Annotated in this window: 15 protein-coding genes and 1 tRNA gene; 12 read left to right on the top strand and 4 right to left on the bottom strand. The window is 62.2% G+C overall.

Going from position 1 to position 21,799, the window contains the following annotated elements:
* Positions 1-80: 80 nt before the first annotated feature.
* Positions 81-350: a 30S ribosomal protein S20 gene (gene rpsT / locus AC3DEZ_RS05395; protein WP_488387312.1), complete on the bottom strand. Its 270-nt coding sequence runs from the start codon at positions 348-350 to the stop codon at positions 81-83.
* A 110-nt stretch (positions 351-460) separates the two neighbouring features.
* Here rpsT and murJ point away from each other — a divergent pair, with 110 nt between their 5' ends.
* From murJ to AC3DEZ_RS05345, 10 genes are all read left to right on the top strand, one after another.
* Positions 461-2,074 carry a murein biosynthesis integral membrane protein MurJ gene (gene murJ / locus AC3DEZ_RS05390; RefSeq protein ID WP_488387311.1) on the top strand — a complete coding sequence of 538 codons (1,614 nt, stop codon included), beginning with the start codon at positions 461-463 and terminating at the stop codon, positions 2,072-2,074.
* A gap of 83 nt (positions 2,075-2,157) precedes the next feature.
* The gene (locus AC3DEZ_RS05385; protein ID WP_488387310.1) at positions 2,158-3,105 is read left to right on the top strand and encodes a bifunctional riboflavin kinase/FAD synthetase; all 948 of its coding nucleotides are present in this window, start codon (positions 2,158-2,160) and stop codon (positions 3,103-3,105) included.
* Positions 3,102-5,933 carry an isoleucine--tRNA ligase gene (ileS, locus tag AC3DEZ_RS05380; protein WP_488387309.1) on the top strand — a complete coding sequence of 944 codons (2,832 nt, stop codon included), beginning with the start codon at positions 3,102-3,104 and terminating at the stop codon, positions 5,931-5,933. The genes AC3DEZ_RS05385 and ileS overlap by 4 nt, the downstream gene beginning before the upstream one ends.
* Before the next feature lie 277 nt (positions 5,934-6,210).
* On the top strand, positions 6,211-6,720 hold the full coding sequence (gene lspA, locus AC3DEZ_RS05375; RefSeq protein ID WP_488387308.1) for a signal peptidase II: 510 nt from the start codon (positions 6,211-6,213) through the stop codon (positions 6,718-6,720).
* 80 nt (positions 6,721-6,800) lie between these two features.
* The gene (ispH, locus tag AC3DEZ_RS05370) at positions 6,801-7,751 is read left to right on the top strand and encodes a 4-hydroxy-3-methylbut-2-enyl diphosphate reductase (protein WP_488387307.1); all 951 of its coding nucleotides are present in this window, start codon (positions 6,801-6,803) and stop codon (positions 7,749-7,751) included.
* A 489-nt stretch (positions 7,752-8,240) separates the two neighbouring features.
* Complete coding sequence (locus tag AC3DEZ_RS05365; RefSeq protein ID WP_488387306.1) at positions 8,241-9,245, top strand: glycoside hydrolase family 16 protein; 1,005 nt, start codon at positions 8,241-8,243, stop codon at positions 9,243-9,245.
* 126 nt (positions 9,246-9,371) lie between these two features.
* Positions 9,372-9,447: transfer RNA gene (locus tag AC3DEZ_RS05360), tRNA-Thr, on the top strand.
* A gap of 640 nt (positions 9,448-10,087) precedes the next feature.
* Entirely contained in the window at positions 10,088-14,047 is a 3,960-nt protein-coding gene (locus AC3DEZ_RS05355) for an RHS repeat-associated core domain-containing protein (RefSeq protein WP_488387305.1), read from the top strand.
* An 11-nt stretch (positions 14,048-14,058) separates the two neighbouring features.
* Entirely contained in the window at positions 14,059-14,529 is a 471-nt protein-coding gene (locus AC3DEZ_RS05350; protein WP_488387304.1) for a hypothetical protein, read from the top strand.
* 184 nt (positions 14,530-14,713) lie between these two features.
* Positions 14,714-15,277: a hypothetical protein gene (locus AC3DEZ_RS05345; RefSeq protein WP_488387303.1), complete on the top strand. Its 564-nt coding sequence runs from the start codon at positions 14,714-14,716 to the stop codon at positions 15,275-15,277.
* A gap of 249 nt (positions 15,278-15,526) precedes the next feature.
* Here the strand turns inward: AC3DEZ_RS05345 and AC3DEZ_RS05340 are convergent, their stop codons facing one another.
* Positions 15,527-15,859 carry a hypothetical protein gene (locus AC3DEZ_RS05340; protein WP_488387302.1) on the bottom strand — a complete coding sequence of 111 codons (333 nt, stop codon included), beginning with the start codon at positions 15,857-15,859 and terminating at the stop codon, positions 15,527-15,529.
* 126 nt (positions 15,860-15,985) lie between these two features.
* On the opposite strand from AC3DEZ_RS05340, the gene AC3DEZ_RS05335 reads away from it, so the two are divergent.
* Complete coding sequence (locus AC3DEZ_RS05335; protein ID WP_488387301.1) at positions 15,986-17,887, top strand: M61 family metallopeptidase; 1,902 nt, start codon at positions 15,986-15,988, stop codon at positions 17,885-17,887.
* A gap of 48 nt (positions 17,888-17,935) precedes the next feature.
* Here the strand turns inward: AC3DEZ_RS05335 and AC3DEZ_RS05330 are convergent, their stop codons facing one another.
* Positions 17,936-18,793 carry an AraC family transcriptional regulator gene (locus tag AC3DEZ_RS05330; protein ID WP_488387300.1) on the bottom strand — a complete coding sequence of 286 codons (858 nt, stop codon included), beginning with the start codon at positions 18,791-18,793 and terminating at the stop codon, positions 17,936-17,938.
* A gap of 383 nt (positions 18,794-19,176) precedes the next feature.
* On the opposite strand from AC3DEZ_RS05330, the gene radA reads away from it, so the two are divergent.
* Positions 19,177-20,550 (top strand): DNA repair protein RadA, encoded by a 1,374-nt coding sequence (gene radA, locus AC3DEZ_RS05325; RefSeq protein WP_447101633.1) that lies wholly within the window; start codon positions 19,177-19,179, stop codon positions 20,548-20,550.
* Here radA and AC3DEZ_RS05320 read toward each other — a convergent pair.
* Positions 20,489-21,787, bottom strand: coding sequence for a S41 family peptidase (locus AC3DEZ_RS05320; RefSeq protein ID WP_488387299.1), 1,299 nt, complete (start codon positions 21,785-21,787; stop codon positions 20,489-20,491). The genes radA and AC3DEZ_RS05320 overlap by 62 nt on opposite strands.
* Between the last annotated feature and the right edge of the window lie 12 nt (positions 21,788-21,799).

Raw genomic sequence — 21,799 nt, 5'->3', positions numbered from 1 at the left:
GGGCGGGGGAGGGGGTTGGATTCCGGGCAACAAAAAACCCGGCCGGAGCCGGGTTTTTTTGCTTTCCCGTGGACGCCTGGTCAGGCGGCCTGGAGCGCCTTGATGCGGGCGGTCAGGCGGCTCTTGTGGCGGGCAGCCTTGTTCTTGTGGATCAGGCCGCGCGAGCTGAAGCGATCCAGGATCGGCTGGGCGACGGCGAAAGCGGCCTGCGCGCCGGTGGCGTCGTTGGCGTCAAGCGCCTTGAGCACTTTCTTGACGGCGGTGCGCAGCATGGAGCGCTGGGCAGAGTTGCGCGCATTGCGCACGACGGTCTGCTTGGCGCGCTTCTTGGCGGACTTGATATTGGCCACGATGGGTTCCTGAAAGCTGGGATAATGGGGTTACGGGAAAATAGACAAAAAAGTATGGACTATTCAGAGGCTTGCGTCAACCTGGGTCAGCCGGCAGGGGAGGCCGCCCGATGAGCGGCAATCGGCTCCTGCGTTCCACCGCCGTTTTCAGCGCCATGACCTTCCTGTCCCGGCTGTCCGGGCTGGTCCGGGACCAGGTCTATGCCGCCGTGTTCGGCGCCACGGCCGCGATGGATATCTTCTTCATCGCGTTCAGGATTCCCAATTTCATGCGCCGGCTTTCGGCCGAAGGCTCGTTCTCGATGGCCTTCGTGCCGGTCCTGGCCGAGTACAAGGAAAAGCACGGCCCGGAGGCGGTCAGGGAACTGATTGACCGGGTCACCGGCACCCTCACTGCGGCGCTCGTGGTGGTGACCGCGCTGGTGTTCCTGTTCGCTCCCCAACTGGCCTTCGTGATCGCGTCCAAATACACCGGCGCGCATCACGACATGTTGACCGAGATGCTGCGCATCACTTTCCCGTACGCGCTGTTCATTTCGCTGGCCTCGCTGGTGGGCAGTGTCCTCAACAGTTACCAGCGCTTCGCGATTCCGGCGCTGTCGCCGATCCTGCTGAACCTGTCGATGATCGCGGCGGCGTTCTGGCTGGCGCCGCTGATGGGCGGTTCGGTGATGGCGCTGGCCTGGGGCGTGTTCATCGCCGGCATCCTGCAACTGGTCTTCCAGTTGCCCGCGCTGGCGAAGCTGGGCCTGCTGCCGCGTCCGAAACTGGGCCTGGCCCATGCCGGCGTGCGCAGGATCATGACGCTGATGGTGCCGACCCTGTTTGGTTCCTCGGTGGTGCAGTTCAACCTGCTGTTCAACACCTGGGCGGCGGCGTTCCTGCTGAGCGGCAGCGTCAGCTGGCTGTACTACAGCGATCGCCTGCTGGAGTTCCCGCTGGGCATGTTCGGCGTGGCGATCGGCACGGTCATCCTGCCGCACCTGTCCAGCCGCCATGCCGCGACTGATCCGGAAGGTTTCTCCAAGGGACTGGATTGGGGCTTCCGCCTGTGCCTGCTGATCGGTGTGCCGGCCTGCATCGGCCTGGTCCTGTGCGCCGGCCCGTTGATGGCGACGCTGTTCCAGTACCACAACTTCACCGCCTTCCATGCGCGGATGAGCAGCTGGAGCCTGATGGCGCAGTCCACCGCGGTGCCCGCCTTCCTGCTGGTCAAGGTGTTGGCGCCGGCGTTCTACTCGCGCCAGGACACCCGCACGCCGGTGAAGTCGGCGGTGGTGTCGGTGCTGGTGAACGCCAGCGCCACAATTCTGCTGTTTGCCGGCCTGTTGATGTTCACCGACGTGGGCCAGGCCGCGCTGGCCAAGGCCGACGGCAGGTACCTGGACGCGCTGGCCCATGTTCCGGGCGCGCACGCGCTGCTGGCGCTGGCGATCGCCATTGCCGGCTGGACCAACGCCGTGCAGTTGGCCTGGTACCTGCGCCGGGCCGGGGTCTACCGGCGTCAGCCGGGCTGGGGCCGGTTCCTGCGCCAGATCGGTCTGGCCTCGCTGGCGATGACCGTGGTGGTGCTGGCGCTGCGCTGGGTCTGGCCGGACTGGTCCGACTGGGCCTGGTGGGAGCGCGGCTGGCGGCTGGCGGTGCTGGTGGGCAGCGGCGGCGCGCTGTACGCGGCGCTGCTGTGGCTGCAGGGCATCCGCCCGCGCGATCTGCGGGGGCATTGAGACCGGACAGGACGGCTATACTTCGGGATTCGCGCGTTTCGCGCCGGCCCGCCCGCAATGGCGGGCCCCCCAACCAGGAATCTATGAGCAGGCTGTTTCGTGACGTCGACGGTGGACCGCTGAGTCCCCGGGGAAGCGTGGTCTGCATCGGCGCTTTCGACGGCCTGCATGGCGGTCACCGGGCGCTGGTGCGCCACACGGCCGCGCGCGCGCGCGCATTGGGCATGGACGCGGTGGCGCTGACCTTCGAACCGCTGCCGCGCGAATTCTTCGCCCGGGAGAACCCGCCGCCCCGCCTGACCCTGGCCCGCGCCAAGGTCGAAGGCCTGCGCGAGCTGGGTGCCGATGTGGTCGGCCTGCTGCGCTTCGACGCGGCGATGGCGGCGATGAGCGCGGAGGACTTCGTCCGCAGGATGCTGGTGGAACGGCTGTCCGCGCGCGAAGTCTGGATCGGACCGGAGTTCCGCTTCGGCCACCGGCGCGGTGGCGATCTGGCGTCGTTGCAGGCGATGGGCGCCGAACTGGGGTTTGCCGCCAACGAAATCGAAGCGGTGCAGTCGCAGGGCGAGCGCATCTCCAGCACCCGCATCCGCGAAGCGCTGAAGCAGGGCGACTTCGCCGATGCCGCGCACCTGCTCGGCCGGCCGTATGCGATTGGCGGGCGGGTCGTGCGCGGGCAGCAGCTCGGCCGCACGCTTGGTTTTCCCACCGCCAACCTGCGTTTTCCGAAGACGCCGGCACTGTCGGGCATCTATGCCACCTGGGTGCACGGCGTGGCGGAACAGCCGTGGGCTTCCGTCTCCAGTTTCGGCACCCGTCCCACCGTGGACGGTGTGGAGCCGCTGCTGGAAGCGCACCTGTTCGATTTCGCCGGCGACCTGTACGGGCGCCACATCGAAGTCGAGTTCGTCGCCAAACTGCGCGACGAACTGAAATTCCCCGATCTGCCCAGCCTGACCGAGCAGATGCACCGCGACGCCGAACAGGCGCGCGCTCTTCTTTCAAACGACAACCAACGAGCAACGGCGTGAGCCAGGACTACAAAGCCACCCTCCACCTGCCGGCGACGGATTTCCCGATGCGTGGCGATCTGCCCAAGCGTGAGCCGGACACCCTGGCGCGCTGGGAAACCGACGGCCTGTACGCGCAGCTGCGCGCCAACGCCAAGGGCCGCCCGCTGTTCGTACTGCACGACGGCCCGCCGTATGCCAACGGCGCGATCCACCTGGGCCACGCGGTCAACAAGATCCTCAAGGACATCATCGTCAAGTCGAAGTACCTGGCCGGCTTCGACGCGCCGTACATCCCGGGCTGGGACTGCCACGGCCTGCCGATCGAAATCGCCATCGAGAAGAAATACGGCAAGGTCGGCGTCAAGCTTGACGCGGTCGAGTTCCGGCAGAAGTGCCGCGAGTACGCAGAGTCGCAGATTGATCTGCAGCGCAAGGACTTCAAGCGCCTGGGCGTGATCGGCGACTGGGACAACCCGTACAAGACCCTGGATTTCCGCTTCGAGGCCAACGAGATCCGCGCGCTGGCCAAGATCGTCGCCAACGGCCACCTGACCCGCGGCGTGAAGCCGGTGCACTGGTGCTTCGATTGTGGCTCGGCGCTGGCCGAGGCGGAAATCGAGTACCAGGAGAAGGAATCGCCGGCCATCGACGTCGCCTACACCGTGCGCGATCGCAAGGCGCTGGCGGCGGCATTCGGCGTCGAGGTTCCCGACGACGTGGAAGTGGCGGTGCCGATCTGGACCACCACGCCGTGGACGCTGCCGGCTTCGCTGGCGGTTTCGCTGGGTCCGGATCTGGAATACGCGCTGGTCGAGGGACCGGCTCACCACGGCAGGCGCCGCTGGCTGGTGCTGGCCGACGCGCTGGCCGCGCGCGCGCTGCAACGCTACGGCGTGAATGAAGCGATGGTGCACGCACGTACCGCCGGTTCGTCGCTGGAGGGCGTGGTGCTGTCGCATCCGTTCTATGCCGAGCGCGAGATTCCGGTGTTGCTGGGCGACCATGTGTCGGCCGAGGATGGCACCGGCGCCGTGCATACCGCGCCCGGCCATGGCCAGGAGGACTTCGTGGTCGGCCAGCGCTACGGCCTGATCGACAAGTACACCACCGGCCAGCTCAACCCGGTCGATGGCCGCGGCGTGTACCTGCCGTCCACGCCGCCGGCGGGCAAGACCGCGCTGGCCGGCCTGCACATCTGGAAGGCCAACGATACGCTGGTCGAAGTGCTGCGCGACAGCGGCGCGTTGCTGGCGTTCGCCAGGCTGACCCACAGCTACCCGCATTGCTGGCGGCACAAGACGCCGATCGCGTTCCGCGCCACTCCGCAGTGGTTCATCTCGATGGAGCAGGCGCATCTGCGCCGCGACGCGCAGGCGGCGATCAAGCAGGTTGGTTGGTTCCCGCAGTGGGGCGAGGCGCGCATCGCCGGCATGGTCGACGGTCGCCCGGACTGGACCATCTCGCGCCAGCGCACCTGGGGCGTGCCGATCGCGCTGTTCGTGCACCGCGAAACCGGCGAGCCGCATCCGCGCAGCGTCGAACTGATGCGGGCCGTGGCCGATCGCGTGGAGCAGGGTGGCGTCGATGTCTGGTACACCCTGGACATGGCCGAGCTTCTCGGCGACGAGGCGGGCGACTACGAGAAGATCACCGACATCCTCGATGTCTGGTTCGATTCCGGCGTGACCCATGAAGGCGTGCTGCTGGAGCGCGGTCTGGGCAAGCCGGCGGATCTGTACCTGGAAGGCTCGGATCAGCATCGCGGCTGGTTCCAGTCCTCGCTGCTCACCGGCGTGGCCATCGACAAGCACGCGCCGTATCGGCAGTGCCTGACCCACGGCTTCACCGTCGACGAGCATGGACGCAAGATGTCCAAGTCGCTCGGCAACGGCATTGAGCCGCAGGACATCATGAAGAACCTGGGTGCGGACATCCTGCGCCTGTGGATCGCCTCGGCCGACTACAGCAACGAGATGTCGCTGTCGCAGGAGATCCTCAAGCGCAACGCCGACGCCTACCGCCGCCTGCGCAACACCGCGCGCTTCCTGTTGGGCAACCTGCACGGCTTCGATCCGGCGCGCGACCTGCGTCCGCTGGAGGACATGGTCGCGCTGGATCGCTGGATCGTGCACCGCGCCTGGGAAGTGCAGGAGAAGATCAAGGCCGCCTACGATCGCTACGACTTCGCCGAGATCGTGCAGGCGCTGCTGAACTTCTGCAGCGTGGATCTGGGCTCGCTGTACCTGGACGTCACCAAGGACCGCCTGTACACGATGCGCGAGGACTCGCGCGGCCGCCGCTCGACGCAGAGCGCGATGTACCGCATCGCCGAAGCGTTCGTGCGCTGGGTCGCGCCGGTGCTCAGTTTCACCGCCGACGAGATGTGGGGCTACCTGCCCGGCGAGCGCACCGGCAACGTGTTGTTCGCCACCTGGTACGACGGCCTGTCGCCGCTGCCGGCGGACGCCCCCCTGACGGCAGCAGACTTCGATCAGTTGCTGGCCCTGCGCGAGCAGGTTGCCAAGGTGCTGGAGCCGATGCGCGCCAACGGTCAGATCGGTGCGGCGCTGGAGGCGGAAATTGCGGTGTCGGTGAACGCCGCGCTCGCCGCCAAGTGGCAGCCGCTGGCCGAGGAACTGCGCTTCTTCTTCATCAGCGGCGACGTCAGCGTCGGCGCGGTGGACGCGGACGAGGTGTTCGTGCTGGCCCAGCCGACCGACAAGGCCAAGTGCGTGCGCTGCTGGCATCACCGCGCCGACATCGGCGCCAACCCGGCCCACCCGGAACTGTGCGGCCGCTGCGCCAGCAACGTCGATGGCCCCGGCGAAGACCGTCGCTGGTTCTGACTGACTCCCTTCCCCCGCCCAGCGGGGGAAGGGGGCGCGCAGCGCCGGATGGGGGCGGCGCGATGATTCCGAAGTACCCATCCGGAACCCGGGGACTTGAACACCAAAGCCCGCAAGTCAGCCCCCCTCCAGCCAGCCCTTCCCGGAGTGCCTCCCCGGTCGGCCCGGCCTGAAGCCTTCGGTCCTTCTTCCAAACACCCTGTAGAAGGGCATCAGGCGACCTAACCAGACCGTCTTACCCGGCATACTCACCCCTCCAGAAACCACGACCCGACCCATGACCCAAACCGCCGTCAAACCCACCGCCCTGATCTGGCTGCTGCTTTCGGCCGTCATCATCGGCCTGGACCAGTGGACCAAGGCCTGGGTGCTGGCCTCGCTGCCCGAGTACACCGCCGTGCCGGTCATCGAAGGCTTCTGGAACTGGTTCCGCACCTACAACACCGGCGCGGCGTTCAGCTTCCTCAGCGGCGCCGGCGGCTGGCAGATCTGGTTCTTCACCGCCCTCGCCATCGGCATCTGCGGCCTGCTGACCTTCTGGCTGGGCCGCACCCCGCGCGGCGACTGGCGCCAGGCGCTGCCGTACTCGCTGGTCATCGGTGGCGCGCTGGGCAATGTGGTGGACCGCCTCATCCACGGCCATGTCATCGACTTCGTCCAGTGGTACTGGCGCGACCATTACTGGCCGGCGTTCAACCTGGCCGATTCGGCGATCGTCGCCGGCGCCATCGGCATCGCCCTGTTCGGCCTGTTCGAGGGCAAGCGCAACAAGCCGGCCAAGGCTTGAGCCAGGGCAGGGTGAAGGGGATTCCGGGCCGGAAGCGCCGATTCACCGTTAACGCCGCCGGCTCCGGTAAAATCACCGCCATGGATGTCCTGCTCGCCAACCCCCGCGGCTTCTGCGCCGGCGTCGACCGCGCCATTGAAATCGTCAAGCGTGCCATCGAGACCCTCGGTGCGCCGATCTACGTGCGCCACGAAGTCGTGCACAACCGCTTCGTGGTGGACGATCTGCGCAACCGCGGCGCGGTGTTCGTGGAAGAGCTGGACGAAGTGCCGGACAACGCCACGGTCATCTTCAGCGCGCATGGCGTCTCGCAGGCGGTCCGCGTTGAAGCCGATCGCCGCGGCCTGAAGGTATTCGACGCGACCTGCCCGCTGGTGACCAAGGTGCATCTGGAAGTGGCCCGCCACTGCCGCGCCGGTCGCGATGTGGTGTTGATCGGCCACGCGGGCCACCCCGAGGTGGAAGGCACCATGGGCCAGTGGAGTCGCGAGGGCAGCACCGGCCGCATCTATCTGGTCGAAGACATCGACGATGTCGCGCAACTGGAAGTCGGCCAGCCCGACAACCTGTTCTACACAACCCAGACCACGCTGTCGGTGGACGACACCATCGGCATCATCCAGGCCCTGCAGGCACGCTTCCCGGCCATCCAGGGCCCGAAGAACGATGACATCTGCTACGCCACCCAGAATCGTCAGGACGCCGTGCGCGATCTGGCCAAGCAATGCGATCTGGTGCTGGTGGTCGGCTCGCCGAACAGTTCCAATTCCAACCGCCTGCGCGAGCTGGCCGAGCGCGACGGCGTGGAGTCCTACCTGATCGACGGCGCACACGAGATCAACCCGGCCTGGGTGCAGGGCAAGCAGCGGATCGGCGTCACCGCCGGCGCTTCCGCGCCGGACATCCTGATCGACGGCGTCATCCAGCGCCTGCGCGATCTCGGCGCCGGCCGCATCGGCGAGCTCGACGGCGAACCGGAAAACATGGTCTTCGCCCTGCCCAAGGAACTGCGGCTGCAACTGGTCAGCTGAGCGCGTCGCGCGGATTCCCTGCGTGGCCGCTTCTGCCCCTTCCCCCACTTGCGGGGGAAGGCTGGGATGGGGGCGCTTTCAGTGAACGTTTCCCATCACTCGCGGTTGGCGTAATGCCTGGCCAATGCTCTCTTCACCCGGGACCGACATCAGCAACACTTGCCATCGGCGGGATGCCCCGCGCGCTTTCCTGTCTTGACTTGCTGGTTGTCTCGAGAGTCAGGCGAGTACGTCCATTGGCGACAAGATGAGTCATTCCGTTTCCATCGAATGGGCAATTAGAGAAACAAGCGAATCCGGACTGCGAAGCTGATCTGCGCGCGCGTATCCAGAGCAGGATTTTGGATCGTGTCAGGTGTACTTCCGCAAGAAAGCACTGCTTCCAACGCCGCATGCAAGGCTGCGCCGATCATTTGACAACGTTGTCCTCAATGCGCCAGATTCGCCCCCTTCAATCCATCACGAATCATCCAGGAGAGGGAAGGGAACATGGCGCGGAATCGTATTTTCGTCGTAAGCCTGCTCGCTGCATCGCTTGCCGTTGTCGGCTGCGGTTCAAAAACCGGAACGGCCACGGATCAGGCAAACGCGCCTGCGGAAGCCAAGGCCGACGCGACCGCTGCGGCGCCCACCACGGCACCGGTTTTCTTCGATGATTTCAGCTACCCGGATTTCGCCGCGTTCCAGAAAAACGGCTGGAAGGTCCGGACCGAAACCGGTCACCCCGGCATCAAGGGCGCGACGTGGTCGGGTGATGGCCTGACGTTCCATGCGGACATTCCGGAGACCGAAGGCGGCGCGGTCCGCATGAGCTCGGTCACCAACGGCACCCCCGAGAAAACCCGCCAGACCCAGTTCTGCCACTCCCGCAAGTACCGCGAAGGCACCTACGCCGCACGCATCTTCTTCCGCGACGAACCGAGCTACGGCCCGGATGGCGATGAAGTCATCCAGACCTTCTATGCCATCAGCCCGCTGAAGGCGCCGATGGACAAGGACTACAGCGAAACCGACTTCGAGTACCTGCCCAACGGCGGTTGGGGCGAGAACACCAAGCCGGCGATGTGGACCACCACCTGGGAAACCTTCCAGCTTGAGCCTTGGACCAAGGTGAACGAGTTCTCCCGCAAGGAAGGCAGCTACGCCGGCTGGCGCACGCTGGTGCTGACCGTTGCCGACAACAAGGTCACCTATTACGTCGACGGCCAGCTGTTCTCCGAACACAACAGCGCCGTGTATCCGGAAGACTTCATGTCGATCAACTTCAACCTGTGGTTCATGCCCAAGGGAGCGGACGGCTCGCTGGGCCCGGTCGACTCCCCGGAAATGCGCGAGTACCAGGAAGACATCGACTGGGTGTTCTTCCAGGAAGGCGTCGCCCTGTCCACCGCCGACGTGGAAGCCCAGGTCGCCGGCCTGCGCGGCAAGAAAGTGGCGCACATCGACAACGTGAAGGAACAGAATCCGGTGCTGCCGTCGCCCTGTGGGCTCTGAGCATCGCTGATGAGGGCGCCTGTCCTGCGGATGCCCAAGCCGTCGATATCAGAACCCTTTTTGTATCAACCACTTGCATCCGACCAATTGACCGACTCCGGACTGCCCACTAAAATTCGCGGCTCCGCCGGAATAGCTCAGTTGGTAGAGCGGCGCATTCGTAATGCGTAGGTCGTAGGTTCGATTCCTATTTCCGGCACCAGTCCAAGACAGAACCCCGCTCCGGCGGGGTTTTGTTTTTGGTGATGGGCCGGAAGCGTGTATGGCGACAGCGTGACCCTGCACGGAGAGTTGCAGGAAGACCGAGACTTTCATGGATTGACTGGCGAGTTCCAGATTTATTTCTCGAGTCAGGCGGCAATACATGCTTCGTGCGTAGTTTCCCAGGATCGGGAACTTGTCCATACGAAGTGTCCTGCAAACGGCGCCCCGAGGCCGCGCGCTCTTTTTTAGGAAGATTCTGATTCCTGTACCAGCGCGCTCCCTATAGACAGAAAGGGTCGGCCAATGCCGACCCTTTCTGGAGAAATGGGGATGCGCATGGACACGACATATCAAAGAAACATCACCCCCGCCCCTCACAGCCATGGTGCTCAATGGGCAAGAGGAAAAAAAGCGGGGCTCCTGGTTGGCTTCAGGATGGTAGTACCCATGCTGTTGCTCATTCTGTTCTGGAGTTCCTTCGGATCACCAGCGTCTGCTCAGACCACTGACTTGGACGGCGTCACCTCTTTCGGATCTTGGAACAGGGCAAGGCTAGAGCGGATGGCAGGAATGATGGGTATCAGCCTCGTGAGTGGATACTCCATGACCTGGGAGATTCAAGATGGGCTGAGTCGATTGTGTACTCGCCGCCAGTGTCGGACGCTAGATCCTTCCAGGGGAAATGCGAATCGCTGCGTGGGAATCCGGTAACGATCACGACTGGGAACAAGGTTGAAACTGATGTTGATTTCTCTTTGCCTGAAGAAAAAGGGCTTTATCTGCAAAGAAGCTGGAACCAAGGCATCAATGACAGAGGCATTTTCGGATACAACTGGCTGAGCAACTTCGACAAGAAGCTGATTCTTAGACACGAAAATGGAACTGGAACCCGTCTGGTTCAGATCTATGCGCAAAGACCCGATGGTCGCAAGGTGCTGGTCTATCAATGGAGCTTTGGAACACCCAACGAGATGTATCCCATTACCGGATCCGAAGCTACGGGGTGGGTTCTCAGGATAGATGGTGAGAATACCGAGCACTACACAGGGGAAGGTCGAATCCTCAAGGAGACGAACCCGAATGGTATCAGTTGGACCTATACCTACGGTGGCGACAAGGGAATGCAACTGCAACGGGTTACCCATTCCAATGGACGCTACATCCAGTTCTTCTGGACTGGCAGGCAGGTCTCTTCTGTCGTCGACCCGGCAGGATCGAAGTATTCATACACAAACACGACAACGCAGGCGACTGTCTCTTATCCTGGCACGGTCGCCGATGTGCTGACCTATCATTTTTCCTCTGTCCCCGGGAGGATATACCTGGTGGGGAAGTCCTATAACGGCGTGCGTTACTCCACGTTCGCCTACGATGCAGCGGGGCGCGCAGTCCTCAGCGAACACGCGCGTGGCGTGGAGCGGACCCGGCTTGTCTATACCGAGGACAAGGACAGGAATGTCGTCAAAGTGGTTGAAACAAATCCCTTGGGAAGGGTATCAACTCACGTAATTGATGGCATGCAGATCAAGGAAACCACCGGGCACGCGTCAGCGAATTGTTCTGCATCAGTGCGTAGTTACACATACAGTGGATTTGGTAAGTATGACGTCCTGGTCGACAACAATGGTGTCATGCGTGACTACGACTACAACGGGGCCGGGCAACTGATAAAAGTCGCGGAGGCGGTAGGAACAAAGGCGGAGCGGACCACCTTCTACACCTGGGATGCACCACCACGGAACCGAATGCTCACCGAGACGCGTCCGGGACAGTGGTCAAGAAGTTATACATACACATCATCAGGCAGGATTTCTTCGATTACGGAAAAGAATTTAAGTCCCTTTGGTGTTCCCAACCAGACTCGGACGATTCTCTACGGCTACCAGTTTCATGCCAATGGATTGGTCGCCAGGATGGAGGTATCAACGCGCGGGCGGGGGAAATTGGTATTTGAGTACACGCAGAAGGGAGAGCTAGTCCGCGCCACTGATGCGCTTGGCCATCAGACGATCTATTCCGGTATGAATGGCATGGGTTTGCCTGGCAGATTCATGGGGCCGAACGGCGATATCAGAGACTACGTCTACGACGCCCGTGGACGTCTGATCAAGATGACTACTCATATCAATGGTGTGGCGTCGACGACAGGATTCTTCTATGGGGCCAACGGCCTGCTCGAGTACTCAAGCTATCCTGACGGGACATCGCATCATTACCTGTACGACCCAGCCCGCCGCCTGGTAGGTGAGTACAGAAAAAAGAGTTCCACCGCCTATGACTATAGGACCATCATCAGGGATCCCGCGTCCAACGTAACCGCAGAGATCATTGGTCGCACCACTGTGCGCCCCATTGTTGGAATGATGCTGGGCGCGGTGAAAAAGACATTCTATGAATATGATGAACTAAGCCGTGTTCGCGCCATTCGTGGCAACAACGGCCAACATGTTCGGATCACCTATGACGGAAATGGAAATCTCAAGACCATTACGGATGCAATCAACAGAACGACCACTTATGGGTATGACGAACTCAATCGGCTCATTACACAGACGAATTCAGCCAAAGGGGTGACGAGGACCGAGTACAACAACGCCGATAGAGTGGGGAAGATCATCGATCCCAAAGGAAACGCCACGACCTATGCCCCTGACGGATTCGGACAAGTCTGGTCCCAGACCAGTCCTGACACTGGCACAACAATTTTTACGTACAACGATGCAGGTCTGAGGGTGGGGATGCGCAGGGCCAACGGTGCCACGACCACTTTCACGTACGATAGTGCCGGTCGATTGATAAGTGCCTCTGGCGGCGGAAGCACCCAAACCTTTGGCTACGATTGGTGCAGCAATGGGAAAGGGCGTCTGTGCGATACGAGCAGCCCGGAGTACGCGCTTCACTATGCCTACACGCCTGAGGGTAGTGTTGCGATTCGTCGCGAAATAGCTTCGTTCAACGGAATCAAGGCGGATCACTGGAGCCGCTACTACTACGACAACCTTGGACGCACCAATGCCATTGCCTATCCGGATGGTTCCGCCGTGGGCTACGGTTACGCGGAAGGAGAGCTGAAATCGATGACCATCAACGTAGGCGGCGTGATCAGCAATGTCATCAAAGGCGCTGGATACACTGCATTCGGATTGCCCATTGGTTGGGCATATGGCAATGGCCTGACACGTCGCCTGTCCCTGGATCAAGGGTACGTGGCGGGCGATGGCCGAGTGACCGAAGTTGCAACCATGAATGAGAGAGAGACGCTGCAGAGCCAGGGGATGGCGTATAACGCGGTCGACGATGTGATCAGAATCGTGAACTACGTTGCCCCCAATCTGACGCAGAACTTCAGCTACGATGCCTTGAGCAGGCTCACAAGCTTTACGTCAGGGGTGGGAAATCAGTACTTCCAATACGACGCGAATGGCAACAAGACACGTCACACATGGACATGGGACGAAAGTCTGACGGTAGATCCCAAAAGCAATCGCATCAGCACCATGACGTCCCATGGCTACATCCATGACAGCATAGGCAACCGAAGCTCCCAGTCCTGGGGGGGATCTACGGCAACCTACGGCTATGATGCCTTCAATCGGATGGCGAGCGTGATGCGCGATATCGCTATCAATCAGGCGGAACCCAACTATTCCACCATCCATCTCGCGGCGGGAACCACCCGCTACCGCTACAACGCGTTCAACGAGAGGGTCTGGAAGACCACCCCCAGTCACGGGAGCTACCGCTATATATACGGCTCGGGCAGTGCGCTGCTGGCAGAACGAAAGGAGAGCACCGGCGAATGGACCAACTACTTGTGGTTCGGTGGTGAGTTGGTAGGAATGCTGCGTGGGAGACAGTTGTACTACATCCACGGTGATCATTTGGGGCGACCGGAGATTGCAACCAACAGCGCGAAGGCGGTGGTATGGCGAGCAAACAACTTCGCTTTCGACCGAAAAGTGACACTGGACAGTGTAGGGGGGCTAAATATCGGGTTCCCTGGGCAATACTACGATCAGGAGAGCGGGCTCTGGTACAACATCAATCGGTACTATGACTCTCGACTAGGACGGTACACGCAATCCGATCCGATTGGCTTGACTGGTGGAATGAATACCTATGGATATGCCAATGGTAATCCTTTGTTGTTTATCGACCCGATGGGGCTGACTTGGCGATACAACTCAAGGACGGGTGAACTGACTCACGACGGAGTTTACGTGGCAAGTGGATATGCCGGGCATGGGAGCGGCGTAAACAATCCATCGATGCAGGAGGTAAACAGTGTTGGTCCGATTCCTACAGGAACATATAGGATCGAACGGCAACAAGATAATGTGACAGGCAGCGGGTTGCGATTGCGCGCCTCAATGAGGTTGACGCCGGTGCCATCAAATAGCATGCATGGTCGTGCGGGATTCTTGATTCATGGAGACAATGGCAGGCGAAATCGGTCTGCTTCTGAAGGGTGCATGATATTTGATCGAGATGTTCGCGATCAAATCGGGAAGAGCGGTGATTCCGAACTAGTTGTTGAAGATCCACTAATCATCAACACGATTCCATTCTTTTCTAGTTACGAATTGGGTGAACAATGAGGAAATTATTGTTGACACTGGCGCTAATTTCCATTTGGCAGGTAGGGCGTGCCGGGAAAAAAAATAGAGATGTTCAGATTAAGGTAGTCGGAACTACCACGATGAGAACAAATGTCGAAGGGATGGATGTAAACGCAAATATTGATTCCATCAGCATTGGGGGTGCTGATGCTAGGGCGGCATTGTGTGCTGGAAACGTGCATCAATGCAGTGGGGTAAAGAAAATTGGCATTCTTGTGAATGGGAGGAGAATCATTATTCCGACTTCCGTTTTCTCCGATCTCGCGGACTTGAGGGTTGGGCGAATTGTTGGTTCAGGTAAGGGGGCAAAGTTAGTTTTAACGGGAGGTAATCAGTCGGAAAGTTATCGCGTCGACATTGAATTTGATGATACTCGGGTTATTTCTAGAACAGTTTCTAGTTTGCTTGAGTACGATAGGCCGCTGGAAAGGACGGTTTACTATGAAGTTGTGCTCGACTAGTGATGGCTTGGCGGAGTGAGTGCATGGATGAAGTGTGGACGGTGTGTAGTTGGTGAATCCTGAAAGGCAGATAGGTGCTAGGAATTGGAGTGAAAAATTTACACAACTGTCCCGCTTGGTGGTTGCTAAGTGAATTTGGCATATGGGTCCATGACTGTTTTCTTGCTTTTGGTAGTGGGATTTGATGATTTCGGAAACTAAATTATTCTTTCGCATGACAGGGGGTGTTATTCCCGATTTATCCTTGGCAAGGGAGTGGTTGAGTATTTGGGGTGAAGTGAGGAGTGATTTTTTTGCGCATGGTTATATTGTGATCCTTGCGCTGTTCCTGTTTCCAGATTTTGCCAGTGCTCGTGATAATGAATCTTTGCAGAGCAGCGTTTCCAGGCTTGTCGATAAGATGGCTAGATCAGAAAAGGCAGCGCAAAAGGCATTTGGTGAATTGGAGTCCCTTGGGAACCAGGTGGCGCCATATCTTGTTGGCCATCTTGGTGATATGCGACCGCTGGCGGCGCGGGAAATTAACCTTCAGAACAGGGCGTCGGATGCATTCGAGGGTGTCCGTCACTATGGCCCTGAGGTGACGCATGATGCCTTGGCTGCCATTTTGAGTCAGATGACGGGTGAAAGCTTTGTTTTTGTGTACAACGGCGCGACGGCTCAAGAGCGTCAAGAGAATAGAGATAAATGGATTGAGTGGTGTCTGGCCAGATATCCGGATAAGGGTGCTATCTGTAATGGTGAATAGGGTGGTAATCTCATTTATTTGATGGATTTTGTGTGCTGCCGACAGAGCACTAAATTTTCTTATTATGGTTGTCTTTCTTTTAGCAAGTACGTTTCAAAAACAGAAGAAGAGCTCCTGTTTGCTTCTCCGGACCTTATTTTCTCGCCATCGACGAAGCTAAATTGCGAAGGAATGGAGGGCTCTTGCTCTTTGGAGGATTCTTTAGAGTCGACGCAAGTTGTCGTTCTTGACTCAGCCATGAATACATCACTAGGGGCGTTGCGGCAGGAAGAACTCGACTTTTCCGCAGTGGCTGCAGCTATAGATCTCAAACTGTTCGCGATTGACCAGCAGTTCGCCAAGTTCGCCTAGCAGGAAAGGCGGAAGACGGGAGCCTTCATGGAATTTCCTGATGCCCACCAGCTTCAGCGGTGAGGCGCAGCGCAGACACTGCAACATGCGAAAAGATTCGTGCTGCGTTTCCTGGCCGCGGTCGAACGCTGGGTCGGGCGGTGTGCCGTCATGGCCGGTGCCGCATTGCCAGCAGATGTTGAATTCCTCTTCGTTGCTGGCGTTGCAGGCGGTGCAGATCCACTCTGCCATGGGAACTCCTGTCGGGGCGGATATGGACGGTAGGGTAGTCCGTCACGGCGACCATGACCAATGGCCTACGGACCCGTCCGGACCCAGCCCTTAGCATCGGGCGGTTACCGTTTCGTGGAACCCTCGATGAAGCCACTTGCCCTTGCCGTCTCGTTGTCTCTGTTGATGCCCCTGGCCGGACTGGCGTCGTCCGCCGCGCGGGCGGACGAAGTGCCCGCGCCGAAGGATGTACCGTTCAACGGGCAACTGCGCATCGAAGTGGACGCCACCGATCTCAATCGCCGCATCTTCCGCGTGCGCGAGACCATTCCGGCGCAGGCGGGGCGGTTGACCCTGTTGTATCCACAGTGGCTGCCGGGCAAGCATTCGCCGGCCGGTCCCATCGAAAAGATGGCGGGCCTGGTGATCACCGCCAACGGCCAACGGCTGCCGTGGGTGCGCGATCAGTTCAACGTGTATGCCTTCCACGTGGAAGTGCCGGCGGGCGTGAGTGAAGTGACCGCCGAGTTCCAGTTCCTGTCCTCGCAGGGGGGATCGCAGGGGCGGGTGGTGATGACCCCGGACATGCTCAACCTGCAATGGGATTCCACCTCGCTGTATCCGGCGGGGTACTACAGTCGCAACGTGCAGGCGCAGGCCTGCGTGAAGCTGCCGCAGGGCTGGTCGTACGCCACCGCGCTGACCACCGATACCCGCAATGGCGACACGGTCTGCTTCAAGCCGATCCGCTTTGACGATCTGGTCGACTCGCCGATGTTCGCCGGCAAGCACTACAAGCGCATCGATCTGGATCCGGGCGCCAAACAGCCGGTGCATCTGAATGTGTTCGCCGACGAAGCCAAGGATCTGGAAGCCAAGCCCGAGCACATCAAGGCGCATCAGGCGCTGGTCACCCAGGCCAGCAAGCTCTACGGCGCGCGCCATTTCGATCACTACGAATTCCTGCTCGCGCTGACCGACAAGCTGGGCGGCATAGGTTTGGAGCACCACCGCTCCAGCGAGAACAGCGGCGAGCGCGGCTATTTCACCGACTGGGACAAGACCTGGCAGGGCCGGGATCTGCTGCCGCACGAGTTCAACCATTCCTGGAACGGCAAGTACCGCCGTGGCGCGGATCTGGCCACCCCCAGCTTCAACGTGCCGATGGGGGACAGCCTGCTGTGGCTGTACGAAGGCCAGACCCAGTTCTGGGGTCATGTACTGGCCGCGCGCTCGGGCCTGTGGAGCCAGGAGCAGGCGCGCGATTCGCTGGCACTGGTGGCCGGCGTCTACGACCGCGGCCGCCCTGGCCTGGCCTGGCGCAACATCCAGGACACCACCAACGATCCGACCATCGCCTCGCGCCGCTCGCTGCCGTTCCGCAACTACCAGATGAGCGAGGACTACTACTCAGGCGGACAGATGATCTGGCTGGAAGTGGACGGCAAGCTGCGCGAACTGAGCCACAACAAGCGTTCCATCGACGATTTCGCCAAGGCGTTCTTCGGCATGGACAACGGCGTTTGGGAGGTGAATCCGTATACCTTCGACGACATCGTCGCCACCCTCAACGGCATCGCGCCGTTCGACTGGGCCGCGTTCCTGCGTTTGCGCGTGGATGGGCATGGTCCGCTGATCGGCGGACTGGAAGCGGCGGGCTGGAAGCTGGTCTACACCGACAAGCCCAGCGATGCGTTCAAGGCAATGGAAAGCGAGCGGAAGGATGCGAACCTGACCTATTCGCTGGGACTGTCCGCCAGCGGCGCGGGCGTGCTCGGCGACGTGCGCTGGGATGGTCCGGCGTTCAACGCCGGGCTGGCGCCGGGCATGACCCTGCTGGGCGTCAACGGGCGCGAGTACAGCGCCGAGGCGCTGAAGGACGCGGTGACCGCGGCCAAGGACAGCAAGGCGCCAATCGAACTAGTGGTCAAGCGCTTCGACCGCATCGAGACGGTACGCGTCCCGTACTTCGACGGCCTGCAATATCCGCATCTGGAACGCATCGCTGGCAAGCCGGATCGGCTGGCCGAGCTGTACAAGGCGCGCTGAGGCGCAAAGGCGCGGCGGCGGTGTCGCCGCCGCGCCATTCAATGCCGCTCAGCGCAAGGGCACGCAGATCGCCGTGCGCCATTCACTCGGTGGCGCGCTGCGCGGATCGTTGAGGTATTCCTCCATCACCGGCGCGTCGGCGGCTTCCTCGCCACTTGCCGGCAGCCATTCACCGAACAGCCAGCGATAGGGACGATCCAGTTCCGCGTACGGTCCCACGTGGACCAGCACCGCGTAGCGGCCGCCGGCGATCGTCAGCGGACGCAACGGCGCCTGCACGGCGGCGGTCGAGGCGATTTCCACGCAGGCATCGGAGCGCAGCGCGTCGGCGGGCACGCTTTCGGGATCGTCGTAGTACAGGCCGAACGATCGCGCCTGCGGCGGCACGCCCTGGCCGGCCGACCAGGCGGCAAGTTTCTCGAAGCTCTCGCCGATATCCTGGTAGTTGCCGCGATGGGGCAGGGCAGCCACCGTGAGATCGGGGAAGGTCTGGATGCTGACGTCGTACATGGGGAAATCCTCGGGTTCGGACAGGTCGGGGCGCGGCGGAAGCGTCGCTTCCATGCCGCGCTGGCGGAATGCGCCCGGAGGAATTCCGTAAGCCTGCGCGAATGCCCGGTTGAAGGCCGCCGCGCTGCCGTAGCCGCAACGGCCGGCGATGGCCGACAGCGAGCGCGTGCCGTGCCGCAGTTCGACCGCGGCGCGATGCAGGCGCATGCGCCGCAGGGTGTCGGCCACGGTTTCGCCCATCGCGCCGCGATAGATGCGGTGGAAGTGATAGGGCGAGAAGTGGCCGATCTCCGCCAGGTGCTCGAGGGTGAGCGGCTGGTCGAGGTGGGCGACCAGGTGGGTGACCACTTTCTCGATGCGGGCGGCGTAGCTGCGGCGGGTGGCGGGGCGTTTCATTCGGTCCGGGGTTCCTCGGGGCGCGGGGACAGCCTGCCGGGACGGCGTTGACCCGGGTTGCGCATTGTGGCGGGTGGGGAAGCAAATCCCCCTCAATCCCTTTTTCGCTTTCAACAGTCGAATGGCTGATCAAGGGGGAGGCAGAAACGGGGTTCCCTCAGCACTTTCTTTGGTCAGGAATACGAACGCTCGGAGTTCGAAAGGCTGCTTTCTTGACCCCCTTGATCAGCCATTCGGCTGTTGAGAAGCGCCTGGAAAAGGGGGCGGGCGGCCGCGCGGCGGCCGACGGGGGATTTCCGCGGGATGCCCCCCTCCAAGCGCGTCTCCATCCCTGCGATCCCGCTCCGGTATCCTGAGGGCCTCCAGTTTGGCAAGGCGAGACGATGGGCAAGGCCAGGACCGCGTATGTCTGCAACGAGTGCGGCGCGGAATTCACCAAATGGCAGGGGCAGTGCGGCGAATGCAATGCCTGGAACACGCTGACCCAGATCGCGCTGGAAGCGGCCGCCGGCCCACCCGCGACCCGCCGCAGCGGTTGGGCGGGCAAGGCCGACGCACCGAAGATCACCGCGCTCAAGGATGTCCGCCACAGCGAGGAAGCGCGGGTCAGCACTGGTATCGGCGAGTTCGATCGCGTGCTGGGCGGTGGATTGGTCGAGGGTGCGGTGGTGCTGGTCGGCGGCGATCCCGGCATCGGCAAGTCGACCCTGCTGCTGCAGGCGCTGGCGAAGATGTCGGCCAGTTTTCCGGCGCTGTACGTGACCGGCGAGGAATCACTGGCGCAGGTGGCCGGACGCGCGGTGCGCCTGGACCTGCCGCTGGACAACCTGCAGGCGCTGGCCGAAACCGGCATCGAGAACATCCTCCAGCATGCGTCCTCGGCGCGACCACGGCTGATCGTGGCCGACTCGGTGCAGACGTTGTGGACCGAGTCGCTGACCGCCGCGCCTGGTTCGGTCAGCCAGGTGCGCGAGAGCGCGGCGCGGCTGGTGCGCTATGCGAAGGAAACCGGCACCGCCGTGTTCCTGGTTGGCCACGTCACCAAGGAAGGCGGCATCGCCGGCCCGCGCGTACTGGAACACATGGTCGACGCCGTGCTGTATTTCGAGGGCGAGAGCGGCAGCCGCTTCCGCCTGCTGCGCGCATTCAAGAACCGCTTCGGCGCGGTCAATGAGCTGGGCGTCTTCGCGATGGGCGAGAAGGGCCTGAAGGAAGTCTCCAATCCTTCGGCGATCTTCCTGTCCGGCAGCAGCGCGCAGCAGCCCGGCAGCTGCGTGCTGGTGACCCGCGAAGGCACCCGCCCGCTGATGGTGGAAGTGCAGGCGCTGGTGGACGCCTCGCCACTGTCCAACCCGCGCCGCGTCGCGGTGGGTCTCGAACAGAACCGGCTGGCGATGCTGCTGGCCGTGCTGCATCGCCACGGCGGCATCGTGGTCGGCGATCAGGACGTGTTCGTGAACGTGGTCGGCGGCATCCGTGTACAGGAAACCGCGGCGGATCTGCCGGTGCTGCTGGCGGTACTGTCGTCGCTGCGGGATCGACCGCTGGCGGAGAAGACCGTGGCGTTCGGCGAAGTCGGCCTGTCCGGCGAAATCCGACCGGTGCCCAACGGCGAGGAACGCCTGCGCGAGGCGGCCACGCATGGCTTCAAACGCGCCATCGTGCCCAAGGGCAACGCGCCCAAATCGGGCACGTTCAAGGGGCTGGAGGTGATCGCGGTGGAACGGCTGTCGCAGGCGCTGGAGGCGGCGGAGTAGCCGCCGTCGCGCGAAGAGCGGGTTGCGCGAGCGCGGTGAGCAGGCGCTGCATGCCATCCCCATCGTGCAGGGCGATCGCGATGTCGGGCGCGATGCCTTCGATTTCGTTGGTGCCATCAGCGAGGAAGCGCGCGCAATTGGGCATGACCACGTCGAATGGCGCCACGCTCAAGGCGGTGCGCCCGCCGCCGTCGACATAACCGCACCCCGCGCCGAGCGTACGTTCGCCGAGAACCGTGGCGGCCTTGTCCTGCTGCAGCCAGGCGACCAGGTCTTCCGATGCCGAAGCGGTGCCGTGATCCGCGAGGATGAAAACGCGACCGGGCCAGGCGCCGCGCCCGGGGAGCCGTTCGCGTTCACCCTCTGGCGCCAGCACCGGACATTCGGTATCGCCGTACCAGACGCGGCCGCGATCACAGGCCGGTGCGCTCATGCGCGGTGCGGAACGCGCCAGTTCGCGCGGCGCGAGCAGGGTGATGACTTCTGATACCCATTCGCTGCCACCGCCATTGCCGGTCACGTCGACCAGCAGGCGGCGGGCACCGCCCGCATGCAGGGCGGCCAGCGTGCGGGCCAGTTCCAATTGCAGGTATGCGCGCACCCGCAGTTGCAAGGCACGTTGGCCGATGCCCGCCTGGAACACCTGCCGGCAGGCGGCCCGGTAACGCTGCTCGCCGAACTGGGCGATGCGCAGCACGCCGACGTCGCCGAATCGGCCGGCGGGGAAGTGCTTGCCCGGCAACGCGCGCCAGTCGGGCAGCGTCGCGAATGGCAGGATGAAGTCGTGTTCGTCCTTTTCGTAGCCGGCGGCTTCGCAGTCGGCGCCGGCCACGGGATCGGCAGGTTCGGTCGCGGTATCCGTGCTGGAGGCGAGCGGCTGCGGCGCAGGGCGCTGCGCCGGTTCCAGCCGCAGATGCGGATCACCGAAACGTTTGACGAAACTGCGCAGTGCCAGGAAGGCGCGCACGCGCGAATGCGCACGGTTCAGCGCGGCGGTGGTGTCGCGATCCAGCGCGGCCAGGTCCAGTCGCCGGTGCGCGGCGATCCAGTCCAGGTTCGCGTAGCCCTGCGCCATGTCGCGCTTGAGCCGCTGGTAATCGGCGAGCCAGGGGCGTGCATCGTAACTGGCGACATCCCAGGTGATTGCCGCCAGCACCAGCGCGGCGATGACAAGGCACAGCCGCCGCAGCCAGCGCCAGCGGCGGGGAGGGTGGGGAGCAGCATTCAAAGCGGCCATGCGCGTTCATTC

Source organism: Pseudoxanthomonas sp. 134C1, assembly GCF_057773065.1.
This window is presented reverse-complemented; position numbering and strand designations above follow the sequence as displayed.

What these genes read in the sequence shown, in the direction of transcription:
- murJ (WP_488387311.1), top strand. Translation starts at nt 461, where the DNA reads ATGAGCGGCAATCGGCTCCTGCGTTCCACCGCCGTTTTCAGCGCCATG.
- AC3DEZ_RS05385 (WP_488387310.1), top strand. Translation starts at nt 2,158, where the DNA reads ATGAGCAGGCTGTTTCGTGACGTCGACGGTGGACCGCTGAGTCCCCGG.
- lspA (WP_488387308.1), top strand. Translation starts at nt 6,211, where the DNA reads ATGACCCAAACCGCCGTCAAACCCACCGCCCTGATCTGGCTGCTGCTT.
- ispH (WP_488387307.1), top strand. Translation starts at nt 6,801, where the DNA reads ATGGATGTCCTGCTCGCCAACCCCCGCGGCTTCTGCGCCGGCGTCGAC.
- AC3DEZ_RS05365 (WP_488387306.1), top strand. Translation starts at nt 8,241, where the DNA reads ATGGCGCGGAATCGTATTTTCGTCGTAAGCCTGCTCGCTGCATCGCTT.
- AC3DEZ_RS05345 (WP_488387303.1), top strand. Translation starts at nt 14,714, where the DNA reads ATGATTTCGGAAACTAAATTATTCTTTCGCATGACAGGGGGTGTTATT.
- AC3DEZ_RS05340 (WP_488387302.1), bottom strand. Translation starts at nt 15,859, where the DNA reads ATGGCAGAGTGGATCTGCACCGCCTGCAACGCCAGCAACGAAGAGGAA.
- AC3DEZ_RS05335 (WP_488387301.1), top strand. Translation starts at nt 15,986, where the DNA reads ATGAAGCCACTTGCCCTTGCCGTCTCGTTGTCTCTGTTGATGCCCCTG.
- AC3DEZ_RS05330 (WP_488387300.1), bottom strand. Translation starts at nt 18,793, where the DNA reads ATGAAACGCCCCGCCACCCGCCGCAGCTACGCCGCCCGCATCGAGAAA.
- radA (WP_447101633.1), top strand. Translation starts at nt 19,177, where the DNA reads ATGGGCAAGGCCAGGACCGCGTATGTCTGCAACGAGTGCGGCGCGGAA.
- AC3DEZ_RS05320 (WP_488387299.1), bottom strand. Translation starts at nt 21,787, where the DNA reads ATGGCCGCTTTGAATGCTGCTCCCCACCCTCCCCGCCGCTGGCGCTGG.